This window comes from Nonomuraea sp. NPDC050536 (genome assembly GCF_044457685.1).
Classification (GTDB): Bacteria; Actinomycetota; Actinomycetes; order Streptosporangiales; family Streptosporangiaceae; genus Nonomuraea.
This window is the reverse complement of sequence record NZ_JBITHD010000001.1, coordinates 890373-916847: the sequence shown is the minus strand read 5'-3', so window position 1 is coordinate 916847 and position 26475 is coordinate 890373. Positions and strand designations below refer to the sequence as shown.

At 69.8% G+C, this 26475-nt stretch carries 24 protein-coding genes; 10 read left to right on the top strand and 14 right to left on the bottom strand.

Going from position 1 to position 26475, the window contains the following annotated elements:
* Positions 1-88 precede the first annotated feature (88 nt).
* Genes ACIBHX_RS04600 through ACIBHX_RS04575 form a run of 6 tightly spaced genes read right to left on the bottom strand, consistent with a single transcriptional unit; the run spans position 89 to position 8963 of the window.
* Positions 89-1537, bottom strand: coding sequence for an FGGY-family carbohydrate kinase (locus tag ACIBHX_RS04600; protein ID WP_397064171.1), 1449 nt, complete (start codon positions 1535-1537; stop codon positions 89-91).
* Positions 1538-2518, bottom strand: a complete 981-nt coding sequence (locus ACIBHX_RS04595) for a substrate-binding domain-containing protein (RefSeq protein ID WP_397064169.1) — start codon at positions 2516-2518, stop codon at positions 1538-1540.
* Entirely contained in the window at positions 2515-3570 is a 1056-nt protein-coding gene (locus ACIBHX_RS04590; protein WP_397064167.1) for an ABC transporter permease, read from the bottom strand. The genes ACIBHX_RS04595 and ACIBHX_RS04590 overlap by 4 nt, the downstream gene beginning before the upstream one ends.
* A complete protein-coding gene (locus ACIBHX_RS04585; RefSeq protein WP_397064165.1) occupies positions 3567-5075 on the bottom strand; it encodes a sugar ABC transporter ATP-binding protein in 1509 nt (502 codons plus the stop codon). Before ACIBHX_RS04585 ends, ACIBHX_RS04590 begins: the two co-directional genes overlap by 4 nt.
* Positions 5076-5104: 29 nt before the next feature.
* A complete protein-coding gene (locus ACIBHX_RS04580) occupies positions 5105-7531 on the bottom strand; it encodes a DUF2961 domain-containing protein (protein WP_397064164.1) in 2427 nt (808 codons plus the stop codon).
* Positions 7521-8963: an L-fucose/L-arabinose isomerase family protein gene (locus ACIBHX_RS04575; protein ID WP_397064162.1), complete on the bottom strand. Its 1443-nt coding sequence runs from the start codon at positions 8961-8963 to the stop codon at positions 7521-7523. The genes ACIBHX_RS04580 and ACIBHX_RS04575 overlap by 11 nt, the downstream gene beginning before the upstream one ends.
* Before the next feature lie 112 nt (positions 8964-9075).
* Between ACIBHX_RS04575 and ACIBHX_RS04570 the strand changes: the two genes are divergently transcribed.
* Entirely contained in the window at positions 9076-10050 is a 975-nt protein-coding gene (locus ACIBHX_RS04570) for a LacI family DNA-binding transcriptional regulator (RefSeq protein WP_397064160.1), read from the top strand.
* Between the two features lie 50 nt (positions 10051-10100).
* Positions 10101-11012, top strand: coding sequence for a DUF664 domain-containing protein (locus tag ACIBHX_RS04565; protein ID WP_397064159.1), 912 nt, complete (start codon positions 10101-10103; stop codon positions 11010-11012).
* Here ACIBHX_RS04565 and ACIBHX_RS04560 read toward each other — a convergent pair.
* The 3 genes from ACIBHX_RS04560 to ACIBHX_RS04550 all read right to left on the bottom strand — a co-directional run bounded on the left by ACIBHX_RS04560 (position 11009) and on the right by ACIBHX_RS04550 (position 16565).
* The gene (locus tag ACIBHX_RS04560) at positions 11009-14152 is read right to left on the bottom strand and encodes a GH116 family glycosyl hydrolase (RefSeq protein WP_397064157.1); all 3144 of its coding nucleotides are present in this window, start codon (positions 14150-14152) and stop codon (positions 11009-11011) included. The two genes, ACIBHX_RS04565 and ACIBHX_RS04560, sit on opposite strands and share 4 nt — an antisense overlap.
* A gap of 85 nt (positions 14153-14237) precedes the next feature.
* Positions 14238-15353, bottom strand: coding sequence for a GTP-binding protein (locus tag ACIBHX_RS04555; RefSeq protein ID WP_397064155.1), 1116 nt, complete (start codon positions 15351-15353; stop codon positions 14238-14240).
* A 399-nt stretch (positions 15354-15752) separates the two neighbouring features.
* Positions 15753-16565 carry an SDR family oxidoreductase gene (locus tag ACIBHX_RS04550; RefSeq protein WP_397064153.1) on the bottom strand — a complete coding sequence of 271 codons (813 nt, stop codon included), beginning with the start codon at positions 16563-16565 and terminating at the stop codon, positions 15753-15755.
* Between the two features lie 40 nt (positions 16566-16605).
* Between ACIBHX_RS04550 and ACIBHX_RS04545 the strand changes: the two genes are divergently transcribed.
* Together ACIBHX_RS04545 and ACIBHX_RS04540 are read left to right on the top strand one after the other, a co-directional pair.
* On the top strand, positions 16606-17544 hold the full coding sequence (locus tag ACIBHX_RS04545) for an AraC family transcriptional regulator (RefSeq protein WP_397064151.1): 939 nt from the start codon (positions 16606-16608) through the stop codon (positions 17542-17544).
* Between the two features lie 9 nt (positions 17545-17553).
* On the top strand, positions 17554-18303 hold the full coding sequence (locus ACIBHX_RS04540) for an SDR family NAD(P)-dependent oxidoreductase (protein WP_397064149.1): 750 nt from the start codon (positions 17554-17556) through the stop codon (positions 18301-18303).
* On the opposite strand, the gene ACIBHX_RS04535 is transcribed toward ACIBHX_RS04540, so the two are convergent.
* Both ACIBHX_RS04535 and ACIBHX_RS04530 read right to left on the bottom strand, forming a co-directional pair.
* Complete coding sequence (locus ACIBHX_RS04535; RefSeq protein WP_397064147.1) at positions 18300-18722, bottom strand: hypothetical protein; 423 nt, start codon at positions 18720-18722, stop codon at positions 18300-18302. The genes ACIBHX_RS04540 and ACIBHX_RS04535 overlap by 4 nt on opposite strands.
* A gap of 198 nt (positions 18723-18920) precedes the next feature.
* Positions 18921-20135 carry an ABC transporter ATP-binding protein gene (locus tag ACIBHX_RS04530; RefSeq protein ID WP_397064146.1) on the bottom strand — a complete coding sequence of 405 codons (1215 nt, stop codon included), beginning with the start codon at positions 20133-20135 and terminating at the stop codon, positions 18921-18923.
* Between the two features lie 143 nt (positions 20136-20278).
* Here ACIBHX_RS04530 and ACIBHX_RS04525 point away from each other — a divergent pair, with 143 nt between their 5' ends.
* Positions 20279-21319 (top strand): LacI family DNA-binding transcriptional regulator, encoded by a 1041-nt coding sequence (locus tag ACIBHX_RS04525; RefSeq protein WP_397064144.1) that lies wholly within the window; start codon positions 20279-20281, stop codon positions 21317-21319.
* Between the two features lie 22 nt (positions 21320-21341).
* Here the strand turns inward: ACIBHX_RS04525 and ACIBHX_RS04520 are convergent, their stop codons facing one another.
* Positions 21342-21827 (bottom strand): glutathione peroxidase, encoded by a 486-nt coding sequence (locus ACIBHX_RS04520; protein WP_397064142.1) that lies wholly within the window; start codon positions 21825-21827, stop codon positions 21342-21344.
* A 180-nt stretch (positions 21828-22007) separates the two neighbouring features.
* Here ACIBHX_RS04520 and ACIBHX_RS04515 point away from each other — a divergent pair, with 180 nt between their 5' ends.
* Together ACIBHX_RS04515 and ACIBHX_RS04510 are read left to right on the top strand one after the other, a co-directional pair.
* The gene (locus tag ACIBHX_RS04515; RefSeq protein ID WP_397064141.1) at positions 22008-22403 is read left to right on the top strand and encodes a lytic transglycosylase domain-containing protein; all 396 of its coding nucleotides are present in this window, start codon (positions 22008-22010) and stop codon (positions 22401-22403) included.
* A gap of 305 nt (positions 22404-22708) precedes the next feature.
* The gene (locus tag ACIBHX_RS04510) at positions 22709-23197 is read left to right on the top strand and encodes a transglycosylase SLT domain-containing protein (protein WP_397064140.1); all 489 of its coding nucleotides are present in this window, start codon (positions 22709-22711) and stop codon (positions 23195-23197) included.
* Between the two features lie 50 nt (positions 23198-23247).
* Here ACIBHX_RS04510 and ACIBHX_RS04505 read toward each other — a convergent pair whose 3' ends face one another.
* Positions 23248-23892 (bottom strand): TetR/AcrR family transcriptional regulator, encoded by a 645-nt coding sequence (locus tag ACIBHX_RS04505; RefSeq protein WP_397064139.1) that lies wholly within the window; start codon positions 23890-23892, stop codon positions 23248-23250.
* 77 nt (positions 23893-23969) lie between these two features.
* Here ACIBHX_RS04505 and ACIBHX_RS04500 point away from each other — a divergent pair, with 77 nt between their 5' ends.
* The 3 genes from ACIBHX_RS04500 (at position 23970) to ACIBHX_RS04490 (ending at position 26048) form a co-directional block, all read left to right on the top strand.
* Positions 23970-25082 (top strand): ferritin-like domain-containing protein, encoded by a 1113-nt coding sequence (locus ACIBHX_RS04500; protein ID WP_397064137.1) that lies wholly within the window; start codon positions 23970-23972, stop codon positions 25080-25082.
* A gap of 220 nt (positions 25083-25302) precedes the next feature.
* Positions 25303-25647: a hypothetical protein gene (locus ACIBHX_RS04495; protein WP_397064136.1), complete on the top strand. Its 345-nt coding sequence runs from the start codon at positions 25303-25305 to the stop codon at positions 25645-25647.
* Complete coding sequence (locus ACIBHX_RS04490) at positions 25644-26048, top strand: type II toxin-antitoxin system VapC family toxin (RefSeq protein ID WP_397064134.1); 405 nt, start codon at positions 25644-25646, stop codon at positions 26046-26048. The genes ACIBHX_RS04495 and ACIBHX_RS04490 overlap by 4 nt, the downstream gene beginning before the upstream one ends.
* Positions 26049-26099: 51 nt before the next feature.
* Here ACIBHX_RS04490 and ACIBHX_RS04485 read toward each other — a convergent pair whose 3' ends face one another.
* Complete coding sequence (locus tag ACIBHX_RS04485; protein ID WP_397064132.1) at positions 26100-26453, bottom strand: DUF1801 domain-containing protein; 354 nt, start codon at positions 26451-26453, stop codon at positions 26100-26102.
* Positions 26454-26475: the final 22 nt, after the last annotated feature.

Here is a 26475-nt window from a genome sequence, read left to right as displayed (position 1 = left end):
CCTTCCACGCCATACAGACGCTCTCGTACGGCTCTACGCCATACAGACGCTGGCGAAGCAGAACCGTGCAACCGAGCCAGGGGCCGGGTCAAGAGAGGTGGGACAGGGCGTGGGCGATGGGGAGGGTGGTGGGGTAGAGGTCGCGGTAGAGGGTGTAGAGGTGGTCGTACAGGGCCTTGGACTGCGGGGTCGGGTGGATGGTGGCCGCGGGCGGATTCCAGGGGGCGGTGTCGATGCCGGCGGCGCCGGCCGAGAGGAGGGCGTCGCCGTAGGACGCGCCCAGGGTGTGGGTGGGCAGGACCTGCGGGGCGTCCAGGACGTCGGAGACGATCTGGGGCCAGAGCGAGCCCGCCGTGCCACCGCCGACGGCGACCAGGCGCTTGCCCGAGGCGCCCGCCGCGCGCATCTCCTCCAGGTTGTGGCGGACGCCGAAGGCGGTGGCCTCCAGCGCCGCGCGGTAGAGGTGACCGCGGCCGTGGCGCAGCGTGAGCCCGATGATCGTGCCGCGGGCGTCGGGGTCGAAGACCGGCGTCCGCTCGCCGGCGAAGTACGGGAGCATGAGCAGGCCCTCGGCGCCGATGCCCGCCTCGGCCGCCTCCTGGATGAGCCGCTCGTAGGAGGCGCCGGTCAGGTCGCGCAGCCACGCGGTGATGGCGCCCGAAGTGGCCATGCCCGCGGCCAGGTTGTGCGAGCCGGGCGTGACGCCCGCCGTGCCCCAGAAGGACGGGGAGGTCACCCGCGAGGCCAGGATCTCGACGATGAACATGGTGGTGCCGTACATGAGCATGACGTCGCCGGGCTCCCGCACGCCGACGCTGGCCGCCTCCGCCCAGGCGTCGATGGTCCCGGCGATCACCGGCACGCCCGGCGGCAGGCCGAACTCCGCGGCCGCCGCGGCCGTGACCGTGCCCACGACCTCGCCGCTCCAGGCGAGCTCAGGAAGCCGGAGCCCGGGCGCGACCTCCTCGGCCCACTCGGGGATCCACGAGAAGGTCCTGGTGTCGTAGAGCGGCGCGCACTGGCTGGCCGAGTGGTGGTCGAGGACGTAGGCGCCGGTCAGCCGGTTGACCAGCCACGAGTGCGCCATGAACAGCCGCCTGGTGGCGCCCCACACCTCGGGCTCCTCGGCGCGCAGCCACTCCAGCTTCGGACCGACGGCCTGCGAGGTCAGGGGCGATCCGCAGCGCTCCAGGATCTCGGCCGCGCCGTACCTGGAGGTCTGGGCGGCGATCTCCCGGGTAGCGCGGGTGTCCACGCCGTAAAGGATCGCGGGCCGCAGCGGCGTGCCGTCCTGCGTCGCGGGGAGCACGCACGGCCCGATCCCGCTGACCCCGATGCCGGAGATTTCGGGATGTGAGAGCTCGCGGCAGACGGCCGAGAAGTCCTCCAGCCACACCGTGCGAGCGTCGTGCTCGAACCAGCCCGGACGGGGCGTGGCCGTGCGGTGCTCGCGCACCGCGGAGGCCACGACCCGCCCGTCCGGGGTGACCAGGACGCCCTTGGAGCTGGAGGTCCCGATGTCGACGCCGAGATACATCTAGTTGGCCCCTGAGAGGTCGTACTGCTTGTAGAGCTGGGCGGCGTTGTCCTTGGACACCTGGGTGGTGCCGAGGACCTGCTTCTTCTCGACCTGCTGCCCGTGCAGGATCTTGTTCACCGTATCGGCCGCCTCCTGCGCGCCGGTCGGATAGATGAACGTGGCGGCGAGCTGGCCGAGCTGGACGGCGCGGATGCCGCCGTCGGGGATGGCCAGGCCGTCGATGCCGATGAACTTGATCTTGTCGGCCCGCCCGGCGGCCTGGGCGGCCAGGTAGGCGCCGAGCGCCATCGGGTCGTTGTGCCCGTAGACCACGTCGATCTGCTGGTTCTGGGCCAGCCACTGCTGCATGATCGGCGTGGCGGCCTCCTTGAGCCACTTCGCCTCGCGGTCCGCGATGATCTTGATCTTGGGGTTGGCCGCGATGGCCTCGCGGAAGCCCTTGTCGCGGTCGATCTGCGGCTGGTTGGACAGGATGCCGCGCAGCTCCACCACGTTGCCGCCGTTGGGCAGCAGCTTGACCGCCTCCTCGCCGGCCTTCCTGCCGATGAGCACGTTGTCGCCGCCGATGAAGGAGGTGTAGCACTCGGTGTTGACCGTGCGGTCCAGGATGATCACCGGGATCTTGGCGTCGCAGGCCTGCTGCACCGCCGCGGTCAGCGGCGCCGGCTCGGTGGGCGAGACGATGAGCGCGTCGACCTTCTGGGTGATGAAGTTCTGCACCTGCGACACCTGGGTGGCGCTGCTCTGCTTGGCGTCGGCGATCGGCAGCAGCTCGATGTCCGGATATTGCTTGAGGAAGTGCTGCAGCTGCAGGTTCAGCTGGGCACGGTACGGCTCGGCGTTGTTGGACTGCGAGTAACCCACCACGAACTTCTTGCCCGCGGGCTTGGCGCCGGGCGAGGACGAGGCGGTCGGGGCCTTGGAGGCGCACCCGGCGGCCAGCGCGACGGCGAGTATCGCGACTGCGAGAGCTTTCATGATTGTTTCCCTCCTCGGAGGAACCTGAACAGATCGGGGCGCTGCAGGACGACCGCGACGACGACGATCAGCCCCTTGATGACGAGCTGCCAGTTGTCGCTGACCGCGTTGAGCCCGAGCACGTTGTCGAGCAGGGTGAGGATGAGCGCGCCGACGAACGTGCCGGCGATCGCGCCGCGCCCGCCCGCCAGCGACGCGCCGCCGATGACGGCCGCCGCGATGGCGTCCAGCTCGAACGACTGCCCGGCCAGCGGGTCGGCGGAGGCGCTGTAGGCGGCGTCGATGGGACCGGCGAACCCGGCCAGCATGCCGCTGAGCGTGAAGACCGCGATGGTGACCGCGGTGACGTTGACGCCGGACAGCCTGGCCGCGGTGGGGTTGCCGCCCACGGCGTAGACGTGCCGGCCGAACCGCGTCTTCGCCAGGATCAGGTGGAAGACGATGCAGACGACGACGAAGGCGAGCACCGGGTAGTAGATCCGGTCGAACAGGTTGTGCCCCGGCGTGCCGAACAGCTGGAACGCCTCGGCCTGCGGGGTGAGCCTGCCGTCCGGCCCGGCGATCTGGGTGCCGACGCTGACGTTGTCGCTGATCTGCCGGTCGAGCCCGCGCACCACCGACAGCATGGCCAGCGTCATCACGAACGACTGGATGCGCAGCCAGGCGGTGCCCGCGCCGTTCAGGAAGCCGAAGAAGGCGCCGACGAGCATGCTGAGCGGCACGATCTGCCACGGCTCCAGGGCGAACTTCGACAGCAGCATGGCCGAGGTCATCGAGGCGATGCCGAGCAGCGAGCCGACCGACAGGTCGATGCCGCCGGTGAGGATCACCAGCGTGACACCCACCGCGAGGATGCCGCGGGAGGCGAACGCGCCGATGGAGTTGGTGAGGTTCGTCTCGTTCAGGAACATCTCACCCTTGGTGGCGACGCCCACGGCCAGCACGAGCACCAGCCCGATGTACGCCTGGGCGGCGCCCAGCGCGGACAGCGTCCGCCGCATCCTGCTCTCCGACGGCGCCTTCACGTGCGGCGGCGCGGTCTTCACTGTCATGGTCCGGACTCCGTTGCGATCACCTGCTGGCGGGCCATGGCGGCCTCGAGGATGGCCTCCTGGGAGGCGCCGCCGCGGGCGAAGTCGGCGGTGATGCGGCCCTCGCAGAGCACCAGGATCCTGTCGCACATGGCAAGCAGCTCCGGCAGCTCCGACGAGGCCACGAGCACGCCCTTGCCCGAGGCCGCCAGCGACGACATGAGCGCGTGGATCTCCGCCTTGGCCCCGACGTCGATGCCCCGGGTGGGCTCGTCCATGAGGATCAGGCCGGGCGAGGTCAGCAGCCACTTGGCCAGCACGACCTTCTGCTGGTTGCCGCCCGACAGGTTCCCCACCGTGAAGCGCAGCCCCGGCGTCTTGACCCGCAGCTCCTCCACCTGCTCGGCCACGGCGGCGTTCTCGCGCCCGCGGTCGACGGTGCCGAGCCGCAGGAAGCGCTTGAGCGAGGACAGGCTGGCGTTGAAGGCCACGGTGTTGCCGAGCACCAGGCTCTGCGCCTTCCTGTCCTCCGCGACCAGCGCCACGCCGCGCCTGATCGCCCGCTGCGGGCTCCTCGGCTTGTACGACGTGCCGTTCAGCGAGACCGAACCCGCCGCGGGCCGGTGGACGCCGAACAGCGTCTCGAGCAGCTCGCTCCGCCCGGCGCCCATCAGCCCCGCCACGCCGACGATCTCGCCCCGCCGTACCGTGAGCGAGATGTCGCGCAGCGCCGTACGGCCGGTGGCCGGATCGCCGGGGACGGACAGCCCGTCGACCTCGAGCAGCACCTCACCCGACGAGCCGCCGTCGGCCCGCGGGAACATCTCGCCCAGCGGGCGGCCGACCATCATCTGGATGAGCTCGTCGCGGGTGGCGTCCTTCATGACGCGCTCGCCGATGTAGGCGCCGTCGCGCAGGACGACGACACGGTCGGCGATCTCCTCCAGCTCCTCGAGCCTGTGGGAGATGTAGACCACCGCGACGCCGCGGCCGGTGAGGTCGCGGATCACCTGGTGCAGCCGGTGCACCTCGGCGTCGGCCAGCGCGGAGGTGGGCTCGTCCATGACCAGCACCCGGACGTTGAGCGACAGGGCCTTGGCCACCTCGATGAGCTGCCGCTCGGCGATCTTGCACTGCTTGATCAGCCGGCGCGGCGCCAGGTCGAGCCCGAGTCCGCGCAGCAGCTCGGCGGCCTTACGGTCGGCCGTGCGGCGGTCGAGGACGAGCCGTTCCTGGCCGAGGAAGATGTTGTCGGCGATGGACAGCTCGGGCACCAGGTTGAGCTCCTGGTGGATCATCGCGATCCCGTGCCGCTGGGCGTCCCTGGGCGAGTGGATGCTGACGGCCTCGCCGCCCACCTCGATCTCGCCCTCGTAGTCCTTGAACACCCCCGCGAGGATGTTCATCAACGTGGACTTCCCCGCGCCGTTCTCCCCGAGCAGGGCCACGACCTCGCCCTCCCCCACGGAGAGCGAGACCCCGTCGAGCGCCCGGACGCCGGGGAACGACTTCCCGATCCCCCGCATCGTCAGAACGATCCCCACACCAACGCTCGTCACCGGAGGCTCCAGGCCGTGTAGGCGGCGGCTGACCATGGGGTCTTCGGGGTGAGGGTTACGGTGACGGACGACATTCCGCGGGTGACGGATGACGGGATCGGATAGACGTCGTCGAGCCATCGTCGGCTGGTATTCGACAGTGGCTGGGTCCAGTCCGTCAGGCGTTGGCCGTTGACCGTGATCTCGGCCTGCTGCCAGCCCTGGTTCTGGTCCGAGGTACGGCGCAGCTGGACGCCCTGGTTGGCCGGGTCGACCCTGAGCGTGAAGGAGATCGGCTGGTCCGTGGTGCGTTGGGCGGCCTTGAGCGCCAGGGGGCCCTTCCAGTCGCCCTCGAAGAACGAGTCGAGGGTGGTGGCCTCTCCGCCGCCGGTGTAGTGGTGTGCCTGCTCGCTGGGCTGGTTCCCGATGGTGAGGGTGTCGGTCGGGCGCCCGGACGGGGTGGTCGTGCCGTACCAGAAGGCCGTGGAGGAGTAGACGGAGTCGATGTTGTTGATCCAGCCGTGCTCGATGCTGAAGTCGAGCGAGCCGGCGAAGGGGACGGCGTCGGCGAGCATCAGGCGGTAGGCGCCAGTGCAGTCGTTGTCGGCGGCGCAGCCGGTGAACGGGGTGAGGTGGGCAGTGTTGCCGTGCCAGGGGGTGGAGAACGTCTCGCGGTTGAAGTACCAGCCCGCCTGGTAGAAGTCCTCGGTACCGGTCCCGTGGATCTGTGGGGTGCGGGAGCCGTCAACGTAGACGCGCTCGTCGCCTTCGAGGAAGTTGCGGTTCGCAGGGCCGCGCATGGTGTGGCTGACGCCGACGAACTTGCCTGTGCCGGTGGTCCGCAGGAAGGGCCAGCTCTTGTCGGGGGTGGTGGGGCCCGTGCGGGACTGGGTCCGGAAATATCCGGTCGAGGCGGGGTGCGGGACCGCCGTGACCCAGGCGGTTCCCGTCGTCACCGGCTGGTCGGAGGCGTTGTAGAGGTCCACCGTGGCGGTCGCCCGGTAGGGCATCGGCCACCAGGACGTCATCGTGCTCGTGTCGGCGTCGATGGCGGACATGAGTGACTTGACCGGGTTCATCGCGTGACCCGAGCCGAAGAACTCGCCCAGCGGTGAGTCGACCGTGCGCTGTCCGTCGAAGGAGATCCGCAGCCGCAGCCCCTGCAGCAGCGCCTGGGCCGCCTTGATCTTGGCCGTTCGCGCGTCGTCGAGCGGATAGCTGAACGTGCGGGTCCCCTGCCAGGTCTGGCCCGCGATCGCGTACGTGTGCGCGGCCTCGTCGGCGGCGTCGCCCACGTTCACGGTGTCCGTGCGCTTGCCCGCGCTGTCGGCCCAGTAGGTGAACTCGTTGTAGTCGTAGTCGGAGCTGACGAACACGTTCTTGATCGTGAGCTGCGACTTGCCCTTGGTCAGCGCGGGTGGCAGGTCCACCGACTCCTCGGCCCACAGCCCGTAGGGCAGCTTCTTGCTCGGCCCCCACTGCCCGGCCTCCTGGCCGTCGACCAGAACCTTGGCCACCTGGTTGCCGATGGCGGGGTCGAGGCGGCGGGTCAGGCGGACGCCGTCGTTGGCCGGGTCCACCTTGACGGTGAACTGGCTGGAGCCGTCCTTGCCGAACGCGCGCCCGTCGTCGGTGTCGGTCCGCGCCTGGACGTGCTCGGCCTGCGGCAGCCGTACCTTGAGCGCGGAGATCAGGCCGGAACCGCTGGTGCGGGCCAGCCGTACCGTCTGACCAGGGTCGACGCGCAGAGCGGTCTGCTGCGTGCGGCCGCCGGCCACGACGGGGCCGGGGTTCTCCAGGCGGTCGAGCACGTCCTGCGCCTTGTCGGCCGGGTCGAACCTGGTCACGCCCTGCGCGTCGGCGAACGTGCGGTAGGTGACGTGGTAGAAGAGCGGGTTGTTCTGCGTGGTGATCCGCATCGAGCGGGTGAACGGCATCGGCACCTCGACGTAGACGCCGCCGGAGCTCTGGTCGGCGTTGCCCACCAGCGGAGCGGCGAACGGCGCGCCCAGCTTGCCGTCCACCAGGTCCTGCAGGCTCGCGTCGACGACCTTCGTGCCGTCCAGCTCGATCGTGATCTTGCCGGTGCGGCTGACGTCGCCCTCGTCCCTGGTGAACCAGATCGCGTCGACCTCGCCGGGGCCCGCGTGCTCGGCGATGACGCACCCGTTCTGGTCGGTGCGCAGGCAGGAGTAGGTGCCGTTGAAACCGTCGTTGTTCTCGCCCGTGCGGTCGAAGCTGGAGTACTGCCTGGTCTCCACGTTGACCGGGATCTCGGGCAGCCGCTCCAGGTGCCGGTAGACGTCCCAGCCGACCGGCCCCTTGGTCTGGAGCGACGCTACGGCGGGCGTCTCGTTGCCGTGGTCCGCCTGCGTTGTGGCGTTCTGCGCGGGTACGGCGAGCATCCCGGCCACCAGGACGGCCGCCGCGAGGCTAGGCGGCATCCCCACCGCGCTCCTTCTGGCCGGCGTCGCCGAAGGCTTCGAAGTCGACGTCGAGCTGCTTGCACACGGCCGCGAGCTCGGCCACGTAGTCACCGGGCACCGCGTGGATGTGGTTCGAGCCGAAGCGCTCGAGGAACTCGGTGGCAGGGACGTGCAGCCGGGTGAAGGCGTGCGGCCACTCGAAGGTGGACTGGCGGGCCATGCGCTCGTTCGTCTCGTCGTCGTACAGCTCGAAGTCGCCGCGCATCACGTGCATGCGGTAGCGGCCGTCCCTGCGGGTCAGGCGGGCGAAGGTGGCCGATCCTGGCGCGGCCAGGTGATGGACGCTGGCGCCACCCGCGGGGAAGAAGAACACCTCGGGGTAGAAGTGGGTCCTGGCCAGGTTCTCCAGCGGGTCGTCGGAGCGGGCCGCGTACCAGGTGGCGTGCTGGCCGGAGTTGCACAGGTCCCACACGTCCTTGTCGGCGTGATAGTGCCTGACGTCGGCGAACAGCACCGGGTCGCCGCTGATCAGCTTGAGGATCTGCATGCTCAGCGCGCCGTCCATGTCGGCCTCGGTGGCGCAGACGTGGGTCTCCTTCGGCCCCTCCCAGTCGTAGGGGTCGTTGAGGAAGGCCTCGGCGATGTCCATCGTGCAGAAGTGCGTGGTCAGTTCCGGCTGACCCTTGATGCCGGTGAAGTCGAGGTTCCACTCGTCGATGAGCTCGCGCATCGCGTAGTAGCTGCGGATCTGCCGTTCCAGCAGCTCGGGGGTGAGCTGCTTGCCGTTGTAGTGCACGTTGCCGTGGCGCTCCAGCCACTGTCGTGCCTGGGTGACCCTGGCCTGCTCGGCGTTGTCGCTGCGCCGGACGACCTCCCACTGGTCGATCTCCTCGACGTCCACGCCGAAGGTGCGCATCCACTGGTCGGTGTTGGCGACGGCGGTGTACATGCCCATCGGGCGGCCGCCGATCCGGCCGAATGTCGAGCCGCGCAGCCTGCTCACCGCGTGCGCAGCCCTGACATGGGTGAGCACGCGCTCACGGACCGCCGGGTCGGAGATGTCACCCCAGGCCCTGGCGTGGGTGCGGCCGATCTGGTCGAGGGCGCCGCCGCCCGCGAGCATGCCGACCATGCCGGGTTGAACCGGGTCGATGTTGGCCATCAGCAGCAGCGGACCGCCGGTCGCCTCCGCGGCCAGCATCGTGAAGTGCGGGAACGCCCAGACCGCGTAGTTGAAGATCGTCAGGTCGGGGCGCTGGTCGGCCAGCCAGCGGGCCTGGCTGGTGGCCAGCTCGTTGGTCCAGACGATCTCCGGAGCCACGATCACGTCGTGGCCCTCCTTGCGCAACGCCTCCGCCAGGCCGTTCGTCGCGGCGTTGATGTGGTCGACGAGATCGCGGGCGACGTAGTCGCGCCCGTCCGACATGCTCAGCAGTCCGATGCGTGCCACCCGGTACCTCCGCGAGAAATCGTTTGCTAGAAATCGATTTCCCGCTAAGCTAGATCCGGCCTCGAGGGGTGTCAATGGACCCTCGGATCACAGAATCGCAACGGGGGTGCCGGTGACGCAGATCACGATCAAGGATGTGGCCCTCGCGGCCGGCGTCTCCCCCTCGACCGTCTCCCGCGCGCTGAACGGCGGCCCGACCGTCGCCTCCGACCTGCGCGACCGGGTCCTCGCCACGGCCCGCGAGCTGGGCTACCGCCCGAACAGCCAGGCCAGGTCCCTGCGCACGCGCGCCACGACGGTCCTCGGCGTGATCATCTCCGACATCACGAACCCGTTCTTCACCTCGCTGGTGCGCGGCGCGGAGGACGCCGCCTCGCGGGCCGGGTACTCGGTCGTGCTGGCCAACACCGACGAGGACCTGGACAAGGAGCAGCGCTACCTGGAGGTGGCGGCGGCCGAGAGCATGGCAGGGGTGATCCTGTCCCCCGCCTCGACCACTCGCACCTCGATCGACCTCATGCGGGAGCGCGGGATCCCGGTGGTGACGATCGACCGCCGGCTGCGCACGGCCGACGTGGACCGGGTGGGCGTGAACAACGTCAAGGCAGCCCAGGAGGCGGTGCTGCGCCTGGTGGCGCGGGGGTGTGGCCGTATCGGCTTCATCGCGGGGCCCGCCGACGTCACGACGGCCGCCGACCGCCTGGCCGGCTACAAGCACGGGCTCAAGGCGGCCGGCCTGCCGTACGACAGGAGCCTGGTGGCGCGGGGGGACTACCGGATCGAGGGCGGGCGGGCGGCCGCGCAGACACTGCTGTCGCAGGGGCCCGACGCGCTGTTCATCTCCAACAACCTGATGACACTGGGCGCGGTCGCGGCGATCAGGGACCGCGGGCTGCGCTACCCGGGTGACATCGCGGTGGCGGCCTTCGACGACATGAGCTGGGCGCTGGGCCTGGCGGAGGAGATGACCCTCATCTCGCAGCCCACCTACGACATCGGGCGGCACGCGGCCGAGCTCCTCCTGCGCCGCGTCTCGGGGGAACGTTTTCCCCCGAGTCACGTCGTGCTCCAGGCCACTCTCTGCTGACGCGCCCTGGCTCAGGGGATGAAGGTGACCTCGGGGAAGCGCCTGGAGGGGTGCTCGAGCAGGCGCGAGGGGCGGAACTTTTCGTCGGGGCGCGGGTGGCCGAGGGGTCGGACTACCTGAAGGTGCTCATCGACGACGGCTCGACCGTGGGGATGCCCACGCCGGCGCTGTCACGGGAGACGGTCGGGGCGCTGGTGGCCGCCGCGCACCAGCGCGGCAGAGTGGCCATCGCGCACGCGCTCACCGCCGGGTCCGCCAGGATGGCCGCCCAAGCGGGCGCCGACGTGCTCGGGCACCTCTTCGTCGACGGGCCGGATCCGGATCTGGCCCCCGAACTGGCAGAACGCGGCACCACCGTGATCCCCATTCCTCGGCGTGTGGCGAGCGGGCCACCGTACCAGGGCGGCGAAAAGCGAATGCGGGGCGAGCGACGGCTGCAGTACCGTCCGGCCATGACCCCACCAAGGATCCGCCCCGAGTTCGAAGCGCCCGAGCGCGACCAGTTGGTCGGCTGGCTCGACATGCAGCGCGCCATCATCCACTGGAAGTGCGAGGGCCTGTCCGAGGAGGACGCGCACCGGGCCGTCCTCCCCAGTTCCCCGTTGATGACGATGGCCGGCCTGGTCTCCCACATGCGCTGGGTCGAGCACACCTGGTTCGAGGTGCTCTTCCTCGGCCACCCGGCCGAAGGTCCGCAGTTCGCCGACGAGGAGGACGCCGACCTCAAGGTGGACGGCGTCCCGCTGGCGCAGCTGCTCGACGAGTACGGCAAGCAGTGCGCGATCTCCAACGAGATCGTCGCCACCCACCCGCTCGAGGCCGTCGGCACGCATCCCGACTTCCGCTCCGCCAAGGCGAACCTGCGCTGGATGCTCATCCACATGATCGAGGAGACGGCCCGCCACGCGGGCCACGCCGACGTGATGCGCGAGCTGCTCGACGGCGAGACGGGCTACTACTAGCGCACGATCACCTCCAGCGCCTGCCCCGCCACCAGCTCCACGGGCCTGTCGAGGGTGATCGTCAAGGTCCCGTCCGCGTGCGCGAAGCGGACAGGCCCGGCCTGCGGTACCTGCACGATCCTGGGCTTGTCCGGTACGGCGAGCGTCAGCGTCGACACGCGCAGCCTGCCGTAGCGCAGCTCGACGGCCGCGTGCAGGACGGGGCCGGTGCGGCGCTGGCGGAAGAGGCCCCAGCCCTCGGCGGCGGTGAAGGCGGCGCGGAAGTCGTCCGGGGTCAGGCGCGGCGCGAAGCCGATCCTGCCCTCGGGCCCGTGGTAGGTGAACCCGCAGGCCGAGACGTAGACGCCGTAGGAGGCCATGGCGCGGGCGTAGTGGTCGCCGCACTCGATCTCGTTGTAGGGGTTGCGCTTGGCCGGGTGGTAGCGGTCGTGGATCGCCCTGGTGAGTGTGAGGCCCTTCTCGACCAGGCCCTCGTCCATCATGTGGTGGGCGACCTGGTACTCCTGGCCGGTCCAGCACTCGTTGAAGTAGATGGCGGCCCAGCTGGCCGGGTTGCCCGGGGCCTCCTTGTCGCCGCCGTGCGGCCAGGTGGTCATGAGCATGCCGTGCTCGCGCGCCATGGCGAACCAGCGCCCGCCCTCGATGGTGTGGAACTTCGAGCGGTAGTCGGCGGGGTCGGGGGCGAAGTTGTAGCGGTAGAGCTTGTCCAGTGCGGTCCTGCACTTGTCGGCCGGCATGACTCGGGGCAGGCCATACTGCGAGGCGAGGCTCTGGCCGAACATCTGGTCGATGTGGCAGCCCCTGTTGTGGTTGATGACGCCGGCGTGCGCGGGGTCGACGCGCTGGATGTAGTACTCGCCGGTCCAGAGGTTGGCGTCGATGAACGCCTCGCCCTTGGCCGCCAGGCCGGTGCAGGTGGCGGCGAACGCGGTGTCGCCGACCTCGGTGGCCATGATCGCGCCTGCCCTGAGCGCGGCCACGTACATGGAGGTCATCCAGGAGATCTCGCCGTACCAGTCGGTGTCGAGCGTGTTGGGCTGGCGGCCTTCGAGCGTGCCGTCGGCGTCGCCGTCCTGAGCGATGACCCACTCGATGGACCTGCGAATCTTCGCCCAGTTCTTCCTGATGAATCCGTCGTCGGGCGACATCGTGTGCTCGCGGTAGATGCGGAGGATGGTGCCACACTGGCCGTCGGCGGCCCAGCCCATCCAGGCCTCGGCGCGGAAGCCCATCTCGCCGGTGTCCTCGTGGAAGCCGATCCCCAGGTCGACGCGCTCGCGGGCGTCGCGCTCCAGATCGGGGAAGAGGCGGCCGAGGGCTTGGGCGTAGTTCCAGACGTGCTCGCAGGTGCCCGCGCAGCAGTAGACGCCCTCCCAGCCGTAGAAGCGACCGTCGTCGAAGCGGTAGCAGGTTGCGGTGGCCAGGGTGGAGGCGGTGGCGAAGGTCCGTTCCAGGAACCAGTGCGGCAGCGTGGAGTCGGTGTAGAACGTGTCGACCCAGCGCCTGGTCGCGCCCTCCAGCCTTGCCAGATTCTTCACGATGTATCCGGTTACGTCCGATGCCGAGCCGAAGCGGGTGGCGTAGTGGTGGCGCAGCTTGTCCGAGCCTCTCAGGAAGGCCAGGGATTGGCGGTCGGGAATCGGGAAGTGCCAGGCGAGAACGAACCGGAAATTTCGTGATTCGCCGGGCGCTAGCCGTACGGGCACCGACACCGCACCCGCCATCGCGGCCTTGCCCGCGTCCACCTCGGCCGGGCCGTCGCCCGAGGTGAAGACCGCCTCGGGCGTGTCCCATCCGGCGATCGACGGGCGGACCCTGGCTGCGGGGGTGAGCGCGGTGAGGGCGAGCGTGCCCGCGTCGGGAAGCTGGTCGAAGGGCCGGGGCGCGGCAGGCTTGTCGCTGAAGACGATCGAGTCGACGTTGATGTGGCCCCAGCCGCCGGTGTGCTCGTCGACGATCTCGATGCTGGCCGTCTTACCCTCATATTTCGCGACGTCCAGGGATCTGAGGGCCATGGGCTCGGCCTCGTGGCCCGTCGCGGTGGCCACGACCTTGCCGTCGACGACCACGTTCACGCAGGTCTGACCCGCGTGCCCGCCGCCGCCCACCGCCAGGTTCACGTACCGGCGCTCGACTGTGAACGCTCTGCTGGTGAGCCGGCCGGTGTGCGCGTCGGCCTGCCAGACGTCCTCGCCGTTCCTGAACTGGTGCGAGGTGACGAACCTGGCGCCCGTCCCGCCGAGGTCGCCGAAGCGCTTCATGTAGTCGGGCACCTTGGCCTTCTCGACCGGCCCGGTGCCGAACGCCGTGCCCGTGGCGGTCCAGCCCTGGTAGGTGTCCTGCTCGAAGTCCTCGAACGGGATGTCCTCGCGTGGGTGTCCCGACTGCCCGTCGTGGGCTCCGAACCGCAGCCCCCCGCCGGCAGCGGCCGCCGTGAGCATGATCGGCTGCTGGGTGCGGCTGTCGAGGCACACCGGGTTCTCCAGCCAGCCGAGCAGCTCGCCGTCCAGCCTGCCGGTGCCGAGGTTCTTGATCTTGTAGGTGAGTACGGTGGCCGGGATCGTCGAGTCGTCGGCGTTCAGCGGGATGAACGGGGAGAACGCCTCCAGCGTCACGGTCACGTCGTCGGCCCGGTACGTCACGGTCCCGATCGGGTACTGCCCGACGAAGGCGTGGTCGGGGAACCCTTCGGCGTCCAGCGACCGGTACCGGCTCCCGGTCCGCAGCACGAACCCATGGTTGAACGGCGAGCTCGGCTTGGGCGGGTCGGCGTAGGTGGTGTCGTTGGTGGGCTTGGCCGGGGTGTTGAAGATGTCCCAGTGCCACAGCCTGCCGTCGCCGCCCAGGTAGAGCTGCCCCGCGCAGCCGCCGCCCACCGGCATGCCCACGTAGGCGGGCCTGTCGTAGCGGGTGGGCTCGGCGCGCCGGTAGAGCGCCTTGATCCACTCGGCGGACAGGCCCTTGTCCTCGGGGACGAGGATCACGTCCTCCTCGCGTAACCCGAGCGCCGCCGCGGCCTCGGCCCGCCACGGGACCATGGCCGCCGCCACTCCCCCGGCCGCCGCGGCCAGAAACCCCCGCCGCGACACGGCCGCGGGCGTACAGCAGGAACCATCGGTACAGCACGTCTGTGTGGTCATGGAGCATTGCCTCCATCGTGGTTCAGCACGGATTCAAAGGCGATCAGCCCGAGAAGCGGGTTGCGCGCGGAAGGCTCGGAGGTGGTCAGGCGGCCGGGATCCGGTGGACGGGCCTGGGGTAGGCGGGACTGAAGGCGTTCGTGGACTCTGCCGACGACCGTGCGCCTGTCGTCTCGTCGGCAGCCCGGATCGCGTTCGTGACCAGCCCTTCCAGCTCGTACGGCGAGCACCCCACCCGGACGTTCACCACCGCCCGCAACGCCCCCGCGCCCTCCGGCCCCGGAATGTCGAGCGCGGGAGCCACCCCAGCAGCCACCAAACTCGCCTTGGCCAGCCCACCCACCCCCGACGTGGGAAGGCCGTGCGCGGCTTGCGCGGTGAGCTTGGCGTGGCCGATCACGTATCCGGCGCGGGCGCAGGCGCGCGAGAGATCTCCCAGTACGGCGAGCACCCACTCCCCCGGCACCGCGCCGTCGACCAGGTAGCGGGCGTTAAGCCAGCCCAGCCTCGCCTCGGCCGCCGCGTACCTGTCGTAGTCGACCTCCAGGTCCCGCCCGGCGGGCTCAGGTGCCTCCCACGCCTCGAGCACCCGCTCCATCCCCTGCCCGGTGACCGCCGAGCACGGCACGACCAGCGCGTACGGATACCGCCGCGCCAGCTCCCCCGCCAACCCGGCACCCCGCTGCGCGTCCATCTTGGTCAGCGCGATCACATCCGCCTCGGCCAACTGCCGATCGAACAGATACTCCAGGTCAGCACCCGCTGCCCGGTGCGCCCTGTCGCCCGCGGAGGCCGGCCCCAAGGCGGCCATGCGGATCGGCTCGACCAGGGTCGTCAGCGGGGAGACCCGGATCGAGTCGCCATAGAAGCGGCGCAGCGGACGGAGCACAGTGGCCTGCAGGTCGGTGCAGCTGCCGACCGCCTCGGCGATCACGGTGTCCGCCCCCGTACGGCCGACGACCTCGCGGATGGTCCGCTCCAGGTCCTCGAAACGACAGCAGAAGCAGCCGCCGGTGATCTCCGCGACCGCGCCCTCCGGCAGGCCGTGCGCCGCCACCGCCGTGTCGACCAGGTCGCCGGCCTGGTCGTTGGTGATGACGGCCACCCGCCTCCCCCGCCGCCCAAGCGCCCGCGCTGCGCCCACCATCATGGTCGTCTTCCCCGCCCCCAGGAACCCACTCAGCACGACGAGCCGGAACATCCGCGCCTCCCAGCAATCGATTTCTCGGTAATCGATTTCCCGTTAGCAAAGACGCAATCCCTGGAGCTGTCAAGAGATCCGCTACCACGAAGCCGGGCCTGCGCGCCACCTGGAAGCTCCGGGGTGCCGCCACGCGTGGAGACGGGCCTACAAAGGAGCCTCAGGATTCACCAAGGGGGAGATCACATTGCGCCTGCGCTCAGGATTGCTCTGCCAGAGCCGCAACAACGAGAACCCGCCCGTGGCCCCCGGCCTCCCCTGGTGCTACGACATCCGCCCCCTGGGCAACGCCCCGAAGGGCGCCGTCTAGCTCTCCCCAGAGAACCCGCCCGGTCCCCCTGACGGTTCCAGGGGGACCGGGCTTGTGGTTCTCCGCCGTCCGTCAGGCCACCAAGGAGCTCATCGGGACGCGATCCACTCGGCGGGCGGCTGGAAGCGCATCCCGAGGAGGTCCTCGACGGCCGGGTCGGCCACGTAGAGGTCGCGGCCGTGCTCGGCGACCCAGTGGTAGGTCCCCGCCACGCCCGCGGCCGTCTCCTCCCCGAGCGCCGCCGCCAGGGCGCCCTCGAACTCGGCCACGTCCTGCGCCTCGTAGCGCACGCCGGGCCCGAACTCGGCGGCCAGCTCGGGCCCGGTCAGCGGCGCCGGTCCGAGGTCCAGCTGCCTGCCCTCCACCCCGGGGCGGGTCAGTGCCGCCATGGTGGCGGCCCCCAGGTCGGCGTGGGTCAGCCACGACACGGGCACGTGCGCGGGAATCGGATACCGCAGCACTCCGGCGGCCAGCGGCCCCGCCACCCAGGGAGCGAGCACGTTGTCCAGGTAGATCGGCGGGCGCAGCACCACCACCGGCAACCCGGACTCGAGCAGCGCGGCGGCCGCCGCCCTGCGCGTCTCGAAGGCGGCCACGCCCGTCGGTCCCTGCGGGATCCGGTTGCCCGTGTTGAACACCAGCCGCCGCACCCCCGCCGCCGAGGCGGCGTCGATCACGTTGCGGACGTAGGACTCCACCGCGGGCGCCGCGTACACCATGGGCAGCAGCAGCGACGCGTGCGTCACCCCGGCGAACGCCTCCTTCACGCGTTCGGCGTCACCCAGGTCACCGCGGAAGCCCGCCGTACGGGAGAATCCCCTGACCTCGTGGCCCGCGGCCGTGAGCGCCCTCGTGATGGCAGAACCCTGGGCGCCCGACGCGCCCATCACCAGAAATGTCATGGCGGCAAGTCTTGCCCGCCCTCGCGATACGATCGATAAAGTGCGGTCTGCTGTCATTAATGAATCGTCCGACCTGCTGAGCGAGCTGCTGGCTCCGCTGCGGTTGCGGGGTGTCTTCCACAGCCGATGGTCGGCGCGGGCCCCCTGGGGGGTGGCGGGCGAGCGGGAGAGCTGCGCGATCCTGCACTACGTCGAGGAGGGCGAGTGCACGGTCGAGCTGCCCGGCCTGGAGCCGGTACGGCTGGCGGCGGGCGATCTCGCGGTGTTCCCGCACGGCAGCGCCCACCGGCTGGCCGACGCGCCGGGCCGGGCGGCGGTGCCGCTGGCGAGCCTGCTGCCGGAGCGTCCGGCGGGCGAGGTGCGCACGGTCACCATCGACGGTCCGGGGGCGCGTACCACGATGCTCTGCGGCGGGCTGCACTACGCCGACGCGGCGGTGTCGCCGCTGTACCGTGCGCTGCCGCCGGTGCTGGTGCTGGACCGGGAGACCGTGGAGCGGCGGCGGCTGCTGGCCTCGACGCTCTCCGGGCTGGGCGAGGAGTGGGACACCCGTGAGGCGAACGGGCTGGTGGCACTGCGCGGGTTCGAGCTGGTCTTCGTGCTCGCCCTGAGGGAGGCGCTGGGCAACGTGTCCGCCGGGGTGCTGCGGGCGCTACGGCATCCGGCGATCGGTCCGGCGCTGCTGGCCGTACAGTCCAGGTTCGCCGAGCCGTGGACGGTGGAGTCGCTGGCGGCCGAGGCGGGGCTGTCGCGGTCGGCGTTCGCGGCCACGTTCCGCGAGCTGGTCGGGGAGGCGCCGATGCGGCACCTGACCGCGCGCCGGATGCAGGAGGCGGCGCGGCTGCTGACCGAGACCTCGATGCCGCACAGCCGCATCGCGCAGGCCGTCGGCTACCACTCCACGGTCGGCTTCCACCTGGCCTTCCGCCAGTGGTATGGCATGACGCCCGGCGACCACCGCAGATCCGGAACCGGTTAGGGTGCTGGCATGCCAACCGCATTGATCACGGGCGCCACCGCGGGCATCGGCGCCGCCTTCGCCCGCCGCCTGGCCGCCGACGGGTTCACGCTGGTGCTGGTCGCGCGCGACGACAAGCGCCTGGCCGAGGTCGCCGAGCAGCTCAGGCTCAGGTACGGCGCGGCCGCCGAGACCCTGGTCGCCGACCTGGCGACCGACGAGGGGCTGGCCAAGGTCGAGGCACGCATCCGCGACGGGGTGGACCTGCTGGTCAACAACGCGGGGTTCGGGCATCCGGGGGCGTTCATGCAGACGCCGGTCGAGGACGAGCTGCGGATGCTCAAGGTCCACTGCGAGGCGGTGCTGCGCCTCACGCTGGCCGCGCTGCCGGGCATGAAGTCCCGCGGTCGCGGCGGGGTGATCAACGTGGCGTCGGTGGCGGCGTTCTTCACCCGCGGCACCTACAGCGCCTCCAAGGCCTGGGTGGTGAACTTCAGCGAGTCGGCCGCCGCCGAGGTCGGCCACCCGCGGGTCAAGATCATGGCGTTGTGCCCCGGTTTCGTGCGGACCGAGTTCCACGAGCGGGCCGAGATGGACGTCTCGGACATCCCCGGGTTCCTCTGGCTCAAGGCCGACGACGTGGTGAAGGAGGCCATGCGCGACCTGGCGCTTGGCAGGACCGTCTGCGTCCCCGACCTGCGCTACAAGGCCGTGGTGGCGATCGGGAAGTTCATCCCGCGCGGCGTCGTGGGCCGCGTGTCGGCCAGGATCGGCCGCTAGTCACACAGCTCCTCCAGCACCAGGCCGAGGCCGATGCCCAGCAGCCAGATGTCCTTGCTCAGGGCGATGCCGTCCTGAGTGGGCCGCAGGCTGCCCTCCTGGCGCATGCCGGGCGTCTTGTAGTAGATGCCGAGCAGGCCGGCCGCGAACGCGGCCAGCCCCGCGCCGGCCACCAGCGACGGCACCATCGGCAGGATCAGCGCGGTGCCGAGCGCGATCTCGCCCATGGACGCCAGCTTCAGGAACGACTTCGGGTCCTGGCCCCGCAGGAACGGGTAGGTGCCCGCGGCCAGCCCGTGCATCGCGGCGGCGGTGGCCTCGTCGTCCTTGTTCTGGGCCTTGGTCAGCCCGGAGTTCAGGATGTACACCCCCGCCGCCAGCCGCGGCGGGAGCTGGTGCAGGCGCGCAAGAATCCTCACGATCCCCCCAAACGATCGTTGCCGACGTCGAGGGTTGTTCCCTGCTTGTAGGTCCACAGCCGCGACTTGGCACAGCCTTACCCAAAAACCGCCTCGACGGTTTCCGTCCGGCACCGTTGCCCGCCGTAAGGGATCAGGAAATGGAACGGGCCCACGGCGCGGGAGGGGGTCGCGGCGTGGGCCCGAGTCTAGGAGAGGTCAGCGACCGACGTTGGCCTCGTGGCCGATGGACAGGCCGGAGGTCGGGTCGAAGAAGTGCAGGTTGTGCGTGTCGACGACCAGGTCGATGGTCTGGCCCGGGCGCGCGTGGCTGCGGGCGTTGACGCGGGCGGTCCACAGGGACTTGTCGCCCACCAGCGGCAGCGCCGCCTCGTCGTCCTCGTTGTCCTGCGCGGCGGTGGTGTCGGCGTGCTCGACCGGCGGGGCGTCGATCAGGAACAGGACGTTGATCTCGGAGCCCAGCTCCTCGGTGACCTCCGCCTTGACGGACAGCGAGGCCCAGCCGTTGGCGTGGTTGCCGGCGGAGGAGGCGTCCTCGAAGTCCGAGGGGCGGATGCCGAGGATGATCTTCTTGCCGATGTACTGGTCGAGGCCCGGCTTGTCGGAGAAGGCCGACTCGGGGATCGCCAGCTTGAGGCCGGCGAAGCTCACCGCGGGGCCGTCGTCGCGGACCAGCTCGGCGGTGACGAAGTTCATCGAGGGCGAGCCCATGAAGCCGGCGACGAACAGGTTGACCGGCTTGTCGAACAGGTTCTGCGGGGTGTCGACCTGCTGGAGGAGGCCGTCGCGCAGCACGCAGACGCGGTCGCCGAGCGTCATGGCCTCGACCTGGTCGTGCGTGACGTAGACGGTGGTGACGCCGAGGCGCTCGTGCAGCGTGTTCAGCGAGGCGCGCATGGAGACGCGGAGCTTGGCGTCCAGGTTCGACAGCGGCTCGTCCATGAGGAAGGCCTGCGGCTCGCGGACGATGGCCCGGCCCATCGCGACACGCTGGCGCTGACCACCGGACAGGGCGGCCGGCTTGCGCTTGAGGTAGGTGTCCAGGCCCAGCATCTTGGCGGCTTCCTGGACGCGGCTCTGGATCTCCGCCTTGGGCATCTTGCGGAGCTTGAGGCCGAAGGCGAGGTTCTCCTCGACCGTCATGTGGGGATAGAGGGCGTAGTTCTGGAAGACCATGGCGATGTCGCGGTCCTTGGGCGGAAGGTGGTTGACCACCTTGTCGCCGATCGAGATCTCGCCGCCGCTGATGTCCTCGAGCCCTGCGATCATCCGGAGCGCGGTCGACTTACCGCAACCGGAGGGGCCGACCAGGACCATGAACTCCCCGTCTTTGATCTCGAGGTTGAGCCCGTCCACGGCCTTGACGCCACCGGCGTAGATCTTGTCGACACTGTTCAGAACGATGGATGCCATGACAGTCCTTCACGCCCCGGGGGTTGTGCTTTCTTGGATACGTTTTCATGCATCTCATCGGAAACGGTCATGAGTGTCAAGAACTAGCCGGTAATTGCCCTCGGGACTTCCAGCAAACGGGAAAGCATGATGGAATCGTTTCCATGGAACGGGCGACGATCAAGGATGTGGCCGAGGCGGCGGGCGTGGGCGTCGCGACCGTGTCCCGGGTGCTGTCGGGCGGCTCGGCCAGTCCCGCGACCCGCGAACGGGTGCTGGCCGTCGCCGCCCAGCTCGACTACCGGCCCAGCGCGCTCGGCCGTAACCTGCGCCAGCGCCGCACCGGCGGCATCGGGCTGCTCGTCCCCGACCTGACCGACACGTTCTTCGGCCAGCTGGCCGAAGGAGTGCTGGCGTGCGCGCGCTCGGCGGGCGAGCCGGTGGTGACCGGCTCCACCGGCGACGATCCCGAGCAGGAGGCCGAGCTGGTCGGCATGCTGCTCGAGCAGAGCGTCGACCGGGTGATCGCCGTCCCGTCCGGAGACGCCGACACCTGGGGCCCGGCCATGCGCGCCGGCATGAACGTGATCTTCGCCGACCGGCTGCCCGCCGCCGAGCCCACCGAACCCGACCCGATCACGGATCTCATGCTCCTCGACGGCGTCATCCCCCCTCCCCCGCCGCCGATGGACGTCCCGTCCGTGCTGGCCGACGACCGGGCGGGCATCCGTACGGCGGTGCGCTACCTGCGGGGCCTGGGTCACAAGCGCATCGCCTTCCTCGGCGGCCCCGGACACGTCCGCCGCGTGGCGGCCTTCCGCGAGGCCGTGGGCGGCCCCGTGGACGAGGAACTGGTCGTCTTCGCCACTGGCAGCCGCGACGCGGCCTACGCGGCCGCCTCAGGACTGTTCCAGAGCCGTCCCGACCTGACCGCGGTGGTGGCCGGCGGCAACGTGCTGGGTGAGGCCGCCGTGCTGGCGGCGCGGGAGCTCGACCTGCGCGTGCCGCGCGACGTGTCGCTGGTCATGTACGACGACGTGCCTTGGGCCGAGCTCTGCTCGCCGCCGCTGACGGTCGTGGCGCAGCCCGGGCGGGACATGGGTTATCGCGCCGCCGAGCTCCTGCTGCGCGGCGGCCGCCGCCCGCGCGGCGTCGTGCTGCCCACGGAACTCATCGTCCGCGGCAGCTGCGGCCCCCGCCACTGACGTACGGCGGGCGGGGCCGGGATCAGAGCAGCTTCTCGATCGCGGCGGTGATCGTCGGGTCCCCGGGCTCGGTGCCGGGGCGGAAGCGGGCGACCACGGCGCCGTCGCGGTCGAGGAGGAACTTCTCGAAGTTCCACTGCACGTCGCCGCCCTGCCCGTCGGCGTCGGGGGTGTCGACGAGCCCCTGGTAGAGCGGGTGCCGGTCGGGGCCGTTGACGTCGGCCTTCTCCAGGAGCGGGAAGTCGACGCCGTAGGTCGTGGAGCAGAACTCCTGGATCTCCTCGGCCGAGCCCGGCTCCTGGCCCATGAACTGGTTGCACGGCATGCCGACCACGGTGAAGCCACGCTCGCCGTACTGCTGCTGGAGCTCGACCAGGCCGGTGTACTGGGGGGTCAGGCCGCACCTGGAGGCGACGTTGACGAGCAGCACGGCCTTGTCGCCGGCGAGCTCGGCCAGGGTGGTCGGGGTGTCCGCGAGGGTGCGGACCGGGATGTCGCGAAGGCTCATGATCCGACCCTACCCGTCCGGAGAAATGTGGCGCGTTCCACATTTTCCGCACAAACCCCCTGAAAGAAGCTAAATCGCGATCTTTACCTGTGATCTACCTTTTCATGGTCAATTCGCAACGATTGGTGCGTATGCGGCAGGGTGGCGCGGTCCCCCGATCCCCCTCGAAAGGGCTCACGTATGCTCCGCCGTACCAGAGCGCTCGTCCTGTCCGCCGCGATCGTGGCGGCCGGAGCGGGCACCGCGACGGCCGCGCAGGCAGACACCACCAGCACCGCGGGCAGGAACAAGGCCATCGCCAAGCACATGGTCGCCAAGCGCGGCTGGGGCCACGCCCAGTACCGCTGCCTGGTCAGCCTGTGGAACAGGGAGAGCGGCTGGCGCCACACCGCGGGCGGCAGCGCCGGCCCCTACGGCATCCCGCAGGCGCTGCCCGGCCGCAAGATGGCCACCGCGGGCCACGACTGGCGCACCAACCCGCGCACGCAGATCGCGTGGGGCCTGGGCTACATCAAGCACCGGTACGGCACGCCGTGCCACGCCTGGGCACACTTCCGCATGCACCACTGGTACTGATCAAGACGGCCAAGCACCGGTCATCCCCGCTCCGGGCCAGGTCAGGCGGGTCCCGCGACCGGGTAAACATCTGTGCGCACGGCGCCGGAATGCGACGGCCGGTGCCGAGTGCGCGTACTAGAAACCGCCTTGAGGACACGTCGCGGGCCCTGCGGGCCGCCCAGCACGATCGGGCGGGACAACGGATCCCGGAGCGGCCGCGCGGACCCTCCACGTCCGAGCCACGGACGCGGACCGGCAGAGTGCCCCGAGACATCCGTCCCGGCCGGCGCTCGTCCGCACGCGACCTGATAGCAAGGATCGATTTGGACAGCAAACGCGCGCTCGCCATGGTGATCACGTTCACCACGTTCACCGGCGGGACTGCGACCGCCGCCTTGGCGGATCAGAACGACAGTGTCAGTGTCCACCAGAGCTCCTGGCAGGCTCCCGAGGTCAAGCAGCGGGTCTGGAGAACCGCGGCCGAGCCCCGGGAGAGGGTCGTCCGGCCGGAGAGCAGGAACAAGCACATCGCCCTCGGACTGGTCGTCCAACGGGCCTGGTCCTACCACGAGTTCCGATGCCTGGACAGCCTCTGGACCAGAGAGAGCGGCTGGAACCATCAGGCGTACAACAGCTCATCCGGTGCCTATGGCATCCCTCAGGCGCTGCCTGGGGGCAAGATGCGGGGAGCTGGACGGGACTGGCGGCAGAACCCGGCCACACAGATCCGGTGGGGCCTGAAGTACATCAAGGGCAGGTACGGCAAACCGTGCGGCGCTTGGGGTCACTTCAGATCACACAACTGGTACTAGCAGCCGATCTCGGGGAAGGAACGGCTGCCCTCACCGGTGGGAGCGCCCGACTACTGGGGGCTCCCACCTTTTTTCGGCAGTACGGCTATCGCCTGGACGAGCAGCTCGACGCCGAACTCGAACTCGGCCTCGTGGTCGCAGCTCTTCAGCAGCGGAGCCAGCTCGCTGACCTGCGGGAACAGGGTCACATCGATCTCGGGGTCGACCATCGGCCCGTGGGTGGGCGCGAACGTGGGCGTCACCCCGACCTCGCGCAGCAGCGAGCCCACGATGAAAGCGATGAACAGCCGCAGGACGCGCACCGCGTCCTCGCCGTCGAACCCGGCACTGCGCAGCGTGGCCAGCGCCCGCTCGACCGGCAGCAGCCCGGCGTCCGACTGCAGCTGGCGGCTGACGACCAGCATGGTGCAGCGCGGGTAGTGGTGGGCGATCTGGCGGAAGGCCCGCGCCTGCATGCGCACCCGGTCCTTCCAGTCGGCCTCCGGATCGTCGGTGAACTCGATCCCGCTCAGCACGCTCTCGGCCACGCCGTTGAGCAGCGCGTCCTTGTTGGGCACGTGGTTGTAGAGCGACATCACGCCGACGCCCAGGTCGGCCGCGATCCGGCGCATGGACACGGCGTCGGCGCCCTCGCGCTCGATGAGGTCGATCGCCGCGGCGACAATGCGCGCCCGGGTGAGCGGCTCGGAGGTCATAGCTCATTCTATTGACGTACGTACACCGTACGTGCAAGCTTACGTACAGTGTACGTACCCACTGCGGAGGGGCCCCCATGTCGACGCACGAGCTGTACACGATCCCCGCCGAGCTCTCCACGTGGAACGTGGAGATGGCCGGTTCCAGCAGGTTCACCTGGGAGTACGACGACGGCAGGGACCGCATGCTGGCCCTGTACCAGAAGGGCAAGGACAAGCAGTGGGACTCGGTCAAACGCATCGACTGGGACCTCGAGGTCGACCCCTACAACGTGCTGGGCATCCCCGACCAGACCATCGCCATCTATGACACGCCGCTGTGGCACCGGATGTCGCCAAAGATACGCAACGACGTGCGGCTGCACGGCGCCGCCTGGCAGTTCTCCCAGTTCCTGCACGGCGAGCAGGGCGCGATGATCTGCTCGGCCAAGATCGTGGAGTCGGTGCCCGACCTGGACTCCAAGTTCTACGCCGCCACGCAGACCATGGACGAGGCCCGCCACGCCGAGACCTACGCCCGTTTCCTGCAGGAGAAGGTGGGCCTGGCCTACCCGATCAACGAGCACCTCAAGGCGCTGCTGGACTCGACGCTGTCCGACTCGCGCTGGGACATGCCCTACCTCGGCATGCAGGTGCTCATCGAGGGCCTGGCGTTAGCCGCTTTCGGCGTCATGCGCGACATCACCACCAAGCCGCTGCCCAAGCAGATCCTGGCCTACGTGATGCAGGACGAGGCCCGCCACGTCGCCTTCGGCCGCATGGCGCTGCGGGACTACTACCGCGAACTGTCGGAGTCGGAGCTGCGGGAGCGCGAGGACTTCGTCATCGAGGGCTGCTACCTCATGCGCGACCGCCTCCGCGGGCGCGAGACCTGGGAGAACCTCGGCCTGTCCGCGGCGGAGGTCGAGGAGGCCGAGGAGGCGACCGAACACTCGGAGTACCTGCGGCTGTTCCGCTCGCTGCTCTTCAGCCGCATCGTGCCCTGCGTCAAGGACATCGGCCTGTGGAGCCCGAGGCTGCAGCAGGCCTACGCGGACATGGGCGTGCTGGACATGGCCGGCCAGTCGCTCGACGCCCTGATGAAGCAGGACGAGGACATCGCCGACAAGCTGGACGAGGAACGCTTCGCCCAGGAGGAAACGGAACGCCACGCCGAGGTAGCCGAAACCATCGCCCAGGGCACCTCATAAGGGCACCGTCTTCGCTTCGCGCCGCTACGCGGATCGAGCGTCGGGTCGTCCTTAGTGGGGGGCCGAGCCGCCAGGAACGCCTGTCCCAAATCCACCCGGCGCCCTCTGCGGCGCCCGTCAACCGCGCCGCGTAGGCAGTCCCCGATCATGAGGGATTCCGCCACTTCTTTTGTATCGACCCAACCGGTCCTCCCCCGGACCGGAGGAAGGAGTGGATGAGATGGATCCGATCGTTCTGGCCACAGTCGGAGCTGACACCGAGGCGCATTCGCACTTTGCTAGCATGGATGGCATGTCCGGGATCATCTATGTCCGCGACGTAGAGGACGACGTCATCGAGACGCTCAAGCAACGAGCCGCCGAGGCGCGTATGTCGCTGTCGGCCTACGCCGCTCAGCAGCTGACACTCGTTGCAAGACGTCCCACCAACGCCGACGTCGTGCGACGAGCTCGCCAATACGCGGCGGCGCGACGGCAGAGCGGGGCCTTGACCCCGACCACGGACGAGGTCGTGGAGGCTGTGCGAGCCGAGCGCGATAGGGACACGCTCGGAGACAGCGAGTGATCGTTGACTCATCAGCGCTGGTCGAGGCGTACACGTCGAGCGGTCCCGATGCGGATTTGCTGACTGCGCTGGAGTCTGGCGACCTGTACGCGCCACATGTGTTGGAGCTGGAGTTCACGTCGGTGTTGCGCGGCCTCGTGCTCGGCAAGAAGCTCGACCCGTCCGTAGCCGAGGAGGCCAGGCAGCTCTTCGCGGAAACCTGGATCCAGCTCCAACCCGTCACGGGTCTGATCGATCGCATCTGGGAACTGCGGCACAACTACAGCCCCTACGATGCGGCCTACGTCGTGCTGGCAGAGGCACTCGAACTGCCACTCCTGACGTGCGATGCCAAGCTGCGATCGGAACAGGGCGGCAAGCGATTGCATGAGGCGGAAGTCGTACTCATTCCCAATGGATGAGTGCCCGATTGCCGGCCTTCGCGATGCGCTGCCCATGCAAGGGCCGTGCCCTCAGCGGTGGCGGTCCAGGGCGGCTGTCAGGAGGGTGGCGAGTTCGGGGCGGTCGAGGTCTTCGGGGGTGCGGAGCTTGATGTGGCGGTGGAGCTTGCCCGCGCCTTCCATGAGGCCAGCCGGGTCCGGCAGCGACGCGCCGCCCGCGATGCCGAGCGTGACGTACGACTTGGCAGGGCTCAGCGTGAACACGAGTCCCTTGTAGCCCGGAGCGATGCCGAAGCCGATGTCGTTGCCGTCCACGCTCACCACGGCGTCGGGAAACAGCGCCATGAGGCGCTCGACGGCTCGCCTGGCCACCTCGCCGATGGCCGGGCCGCGCGAGTCGAGCACCTCCTCGATTGCGGGATCCATGGAGTCAAGACTGCCAGGAGTC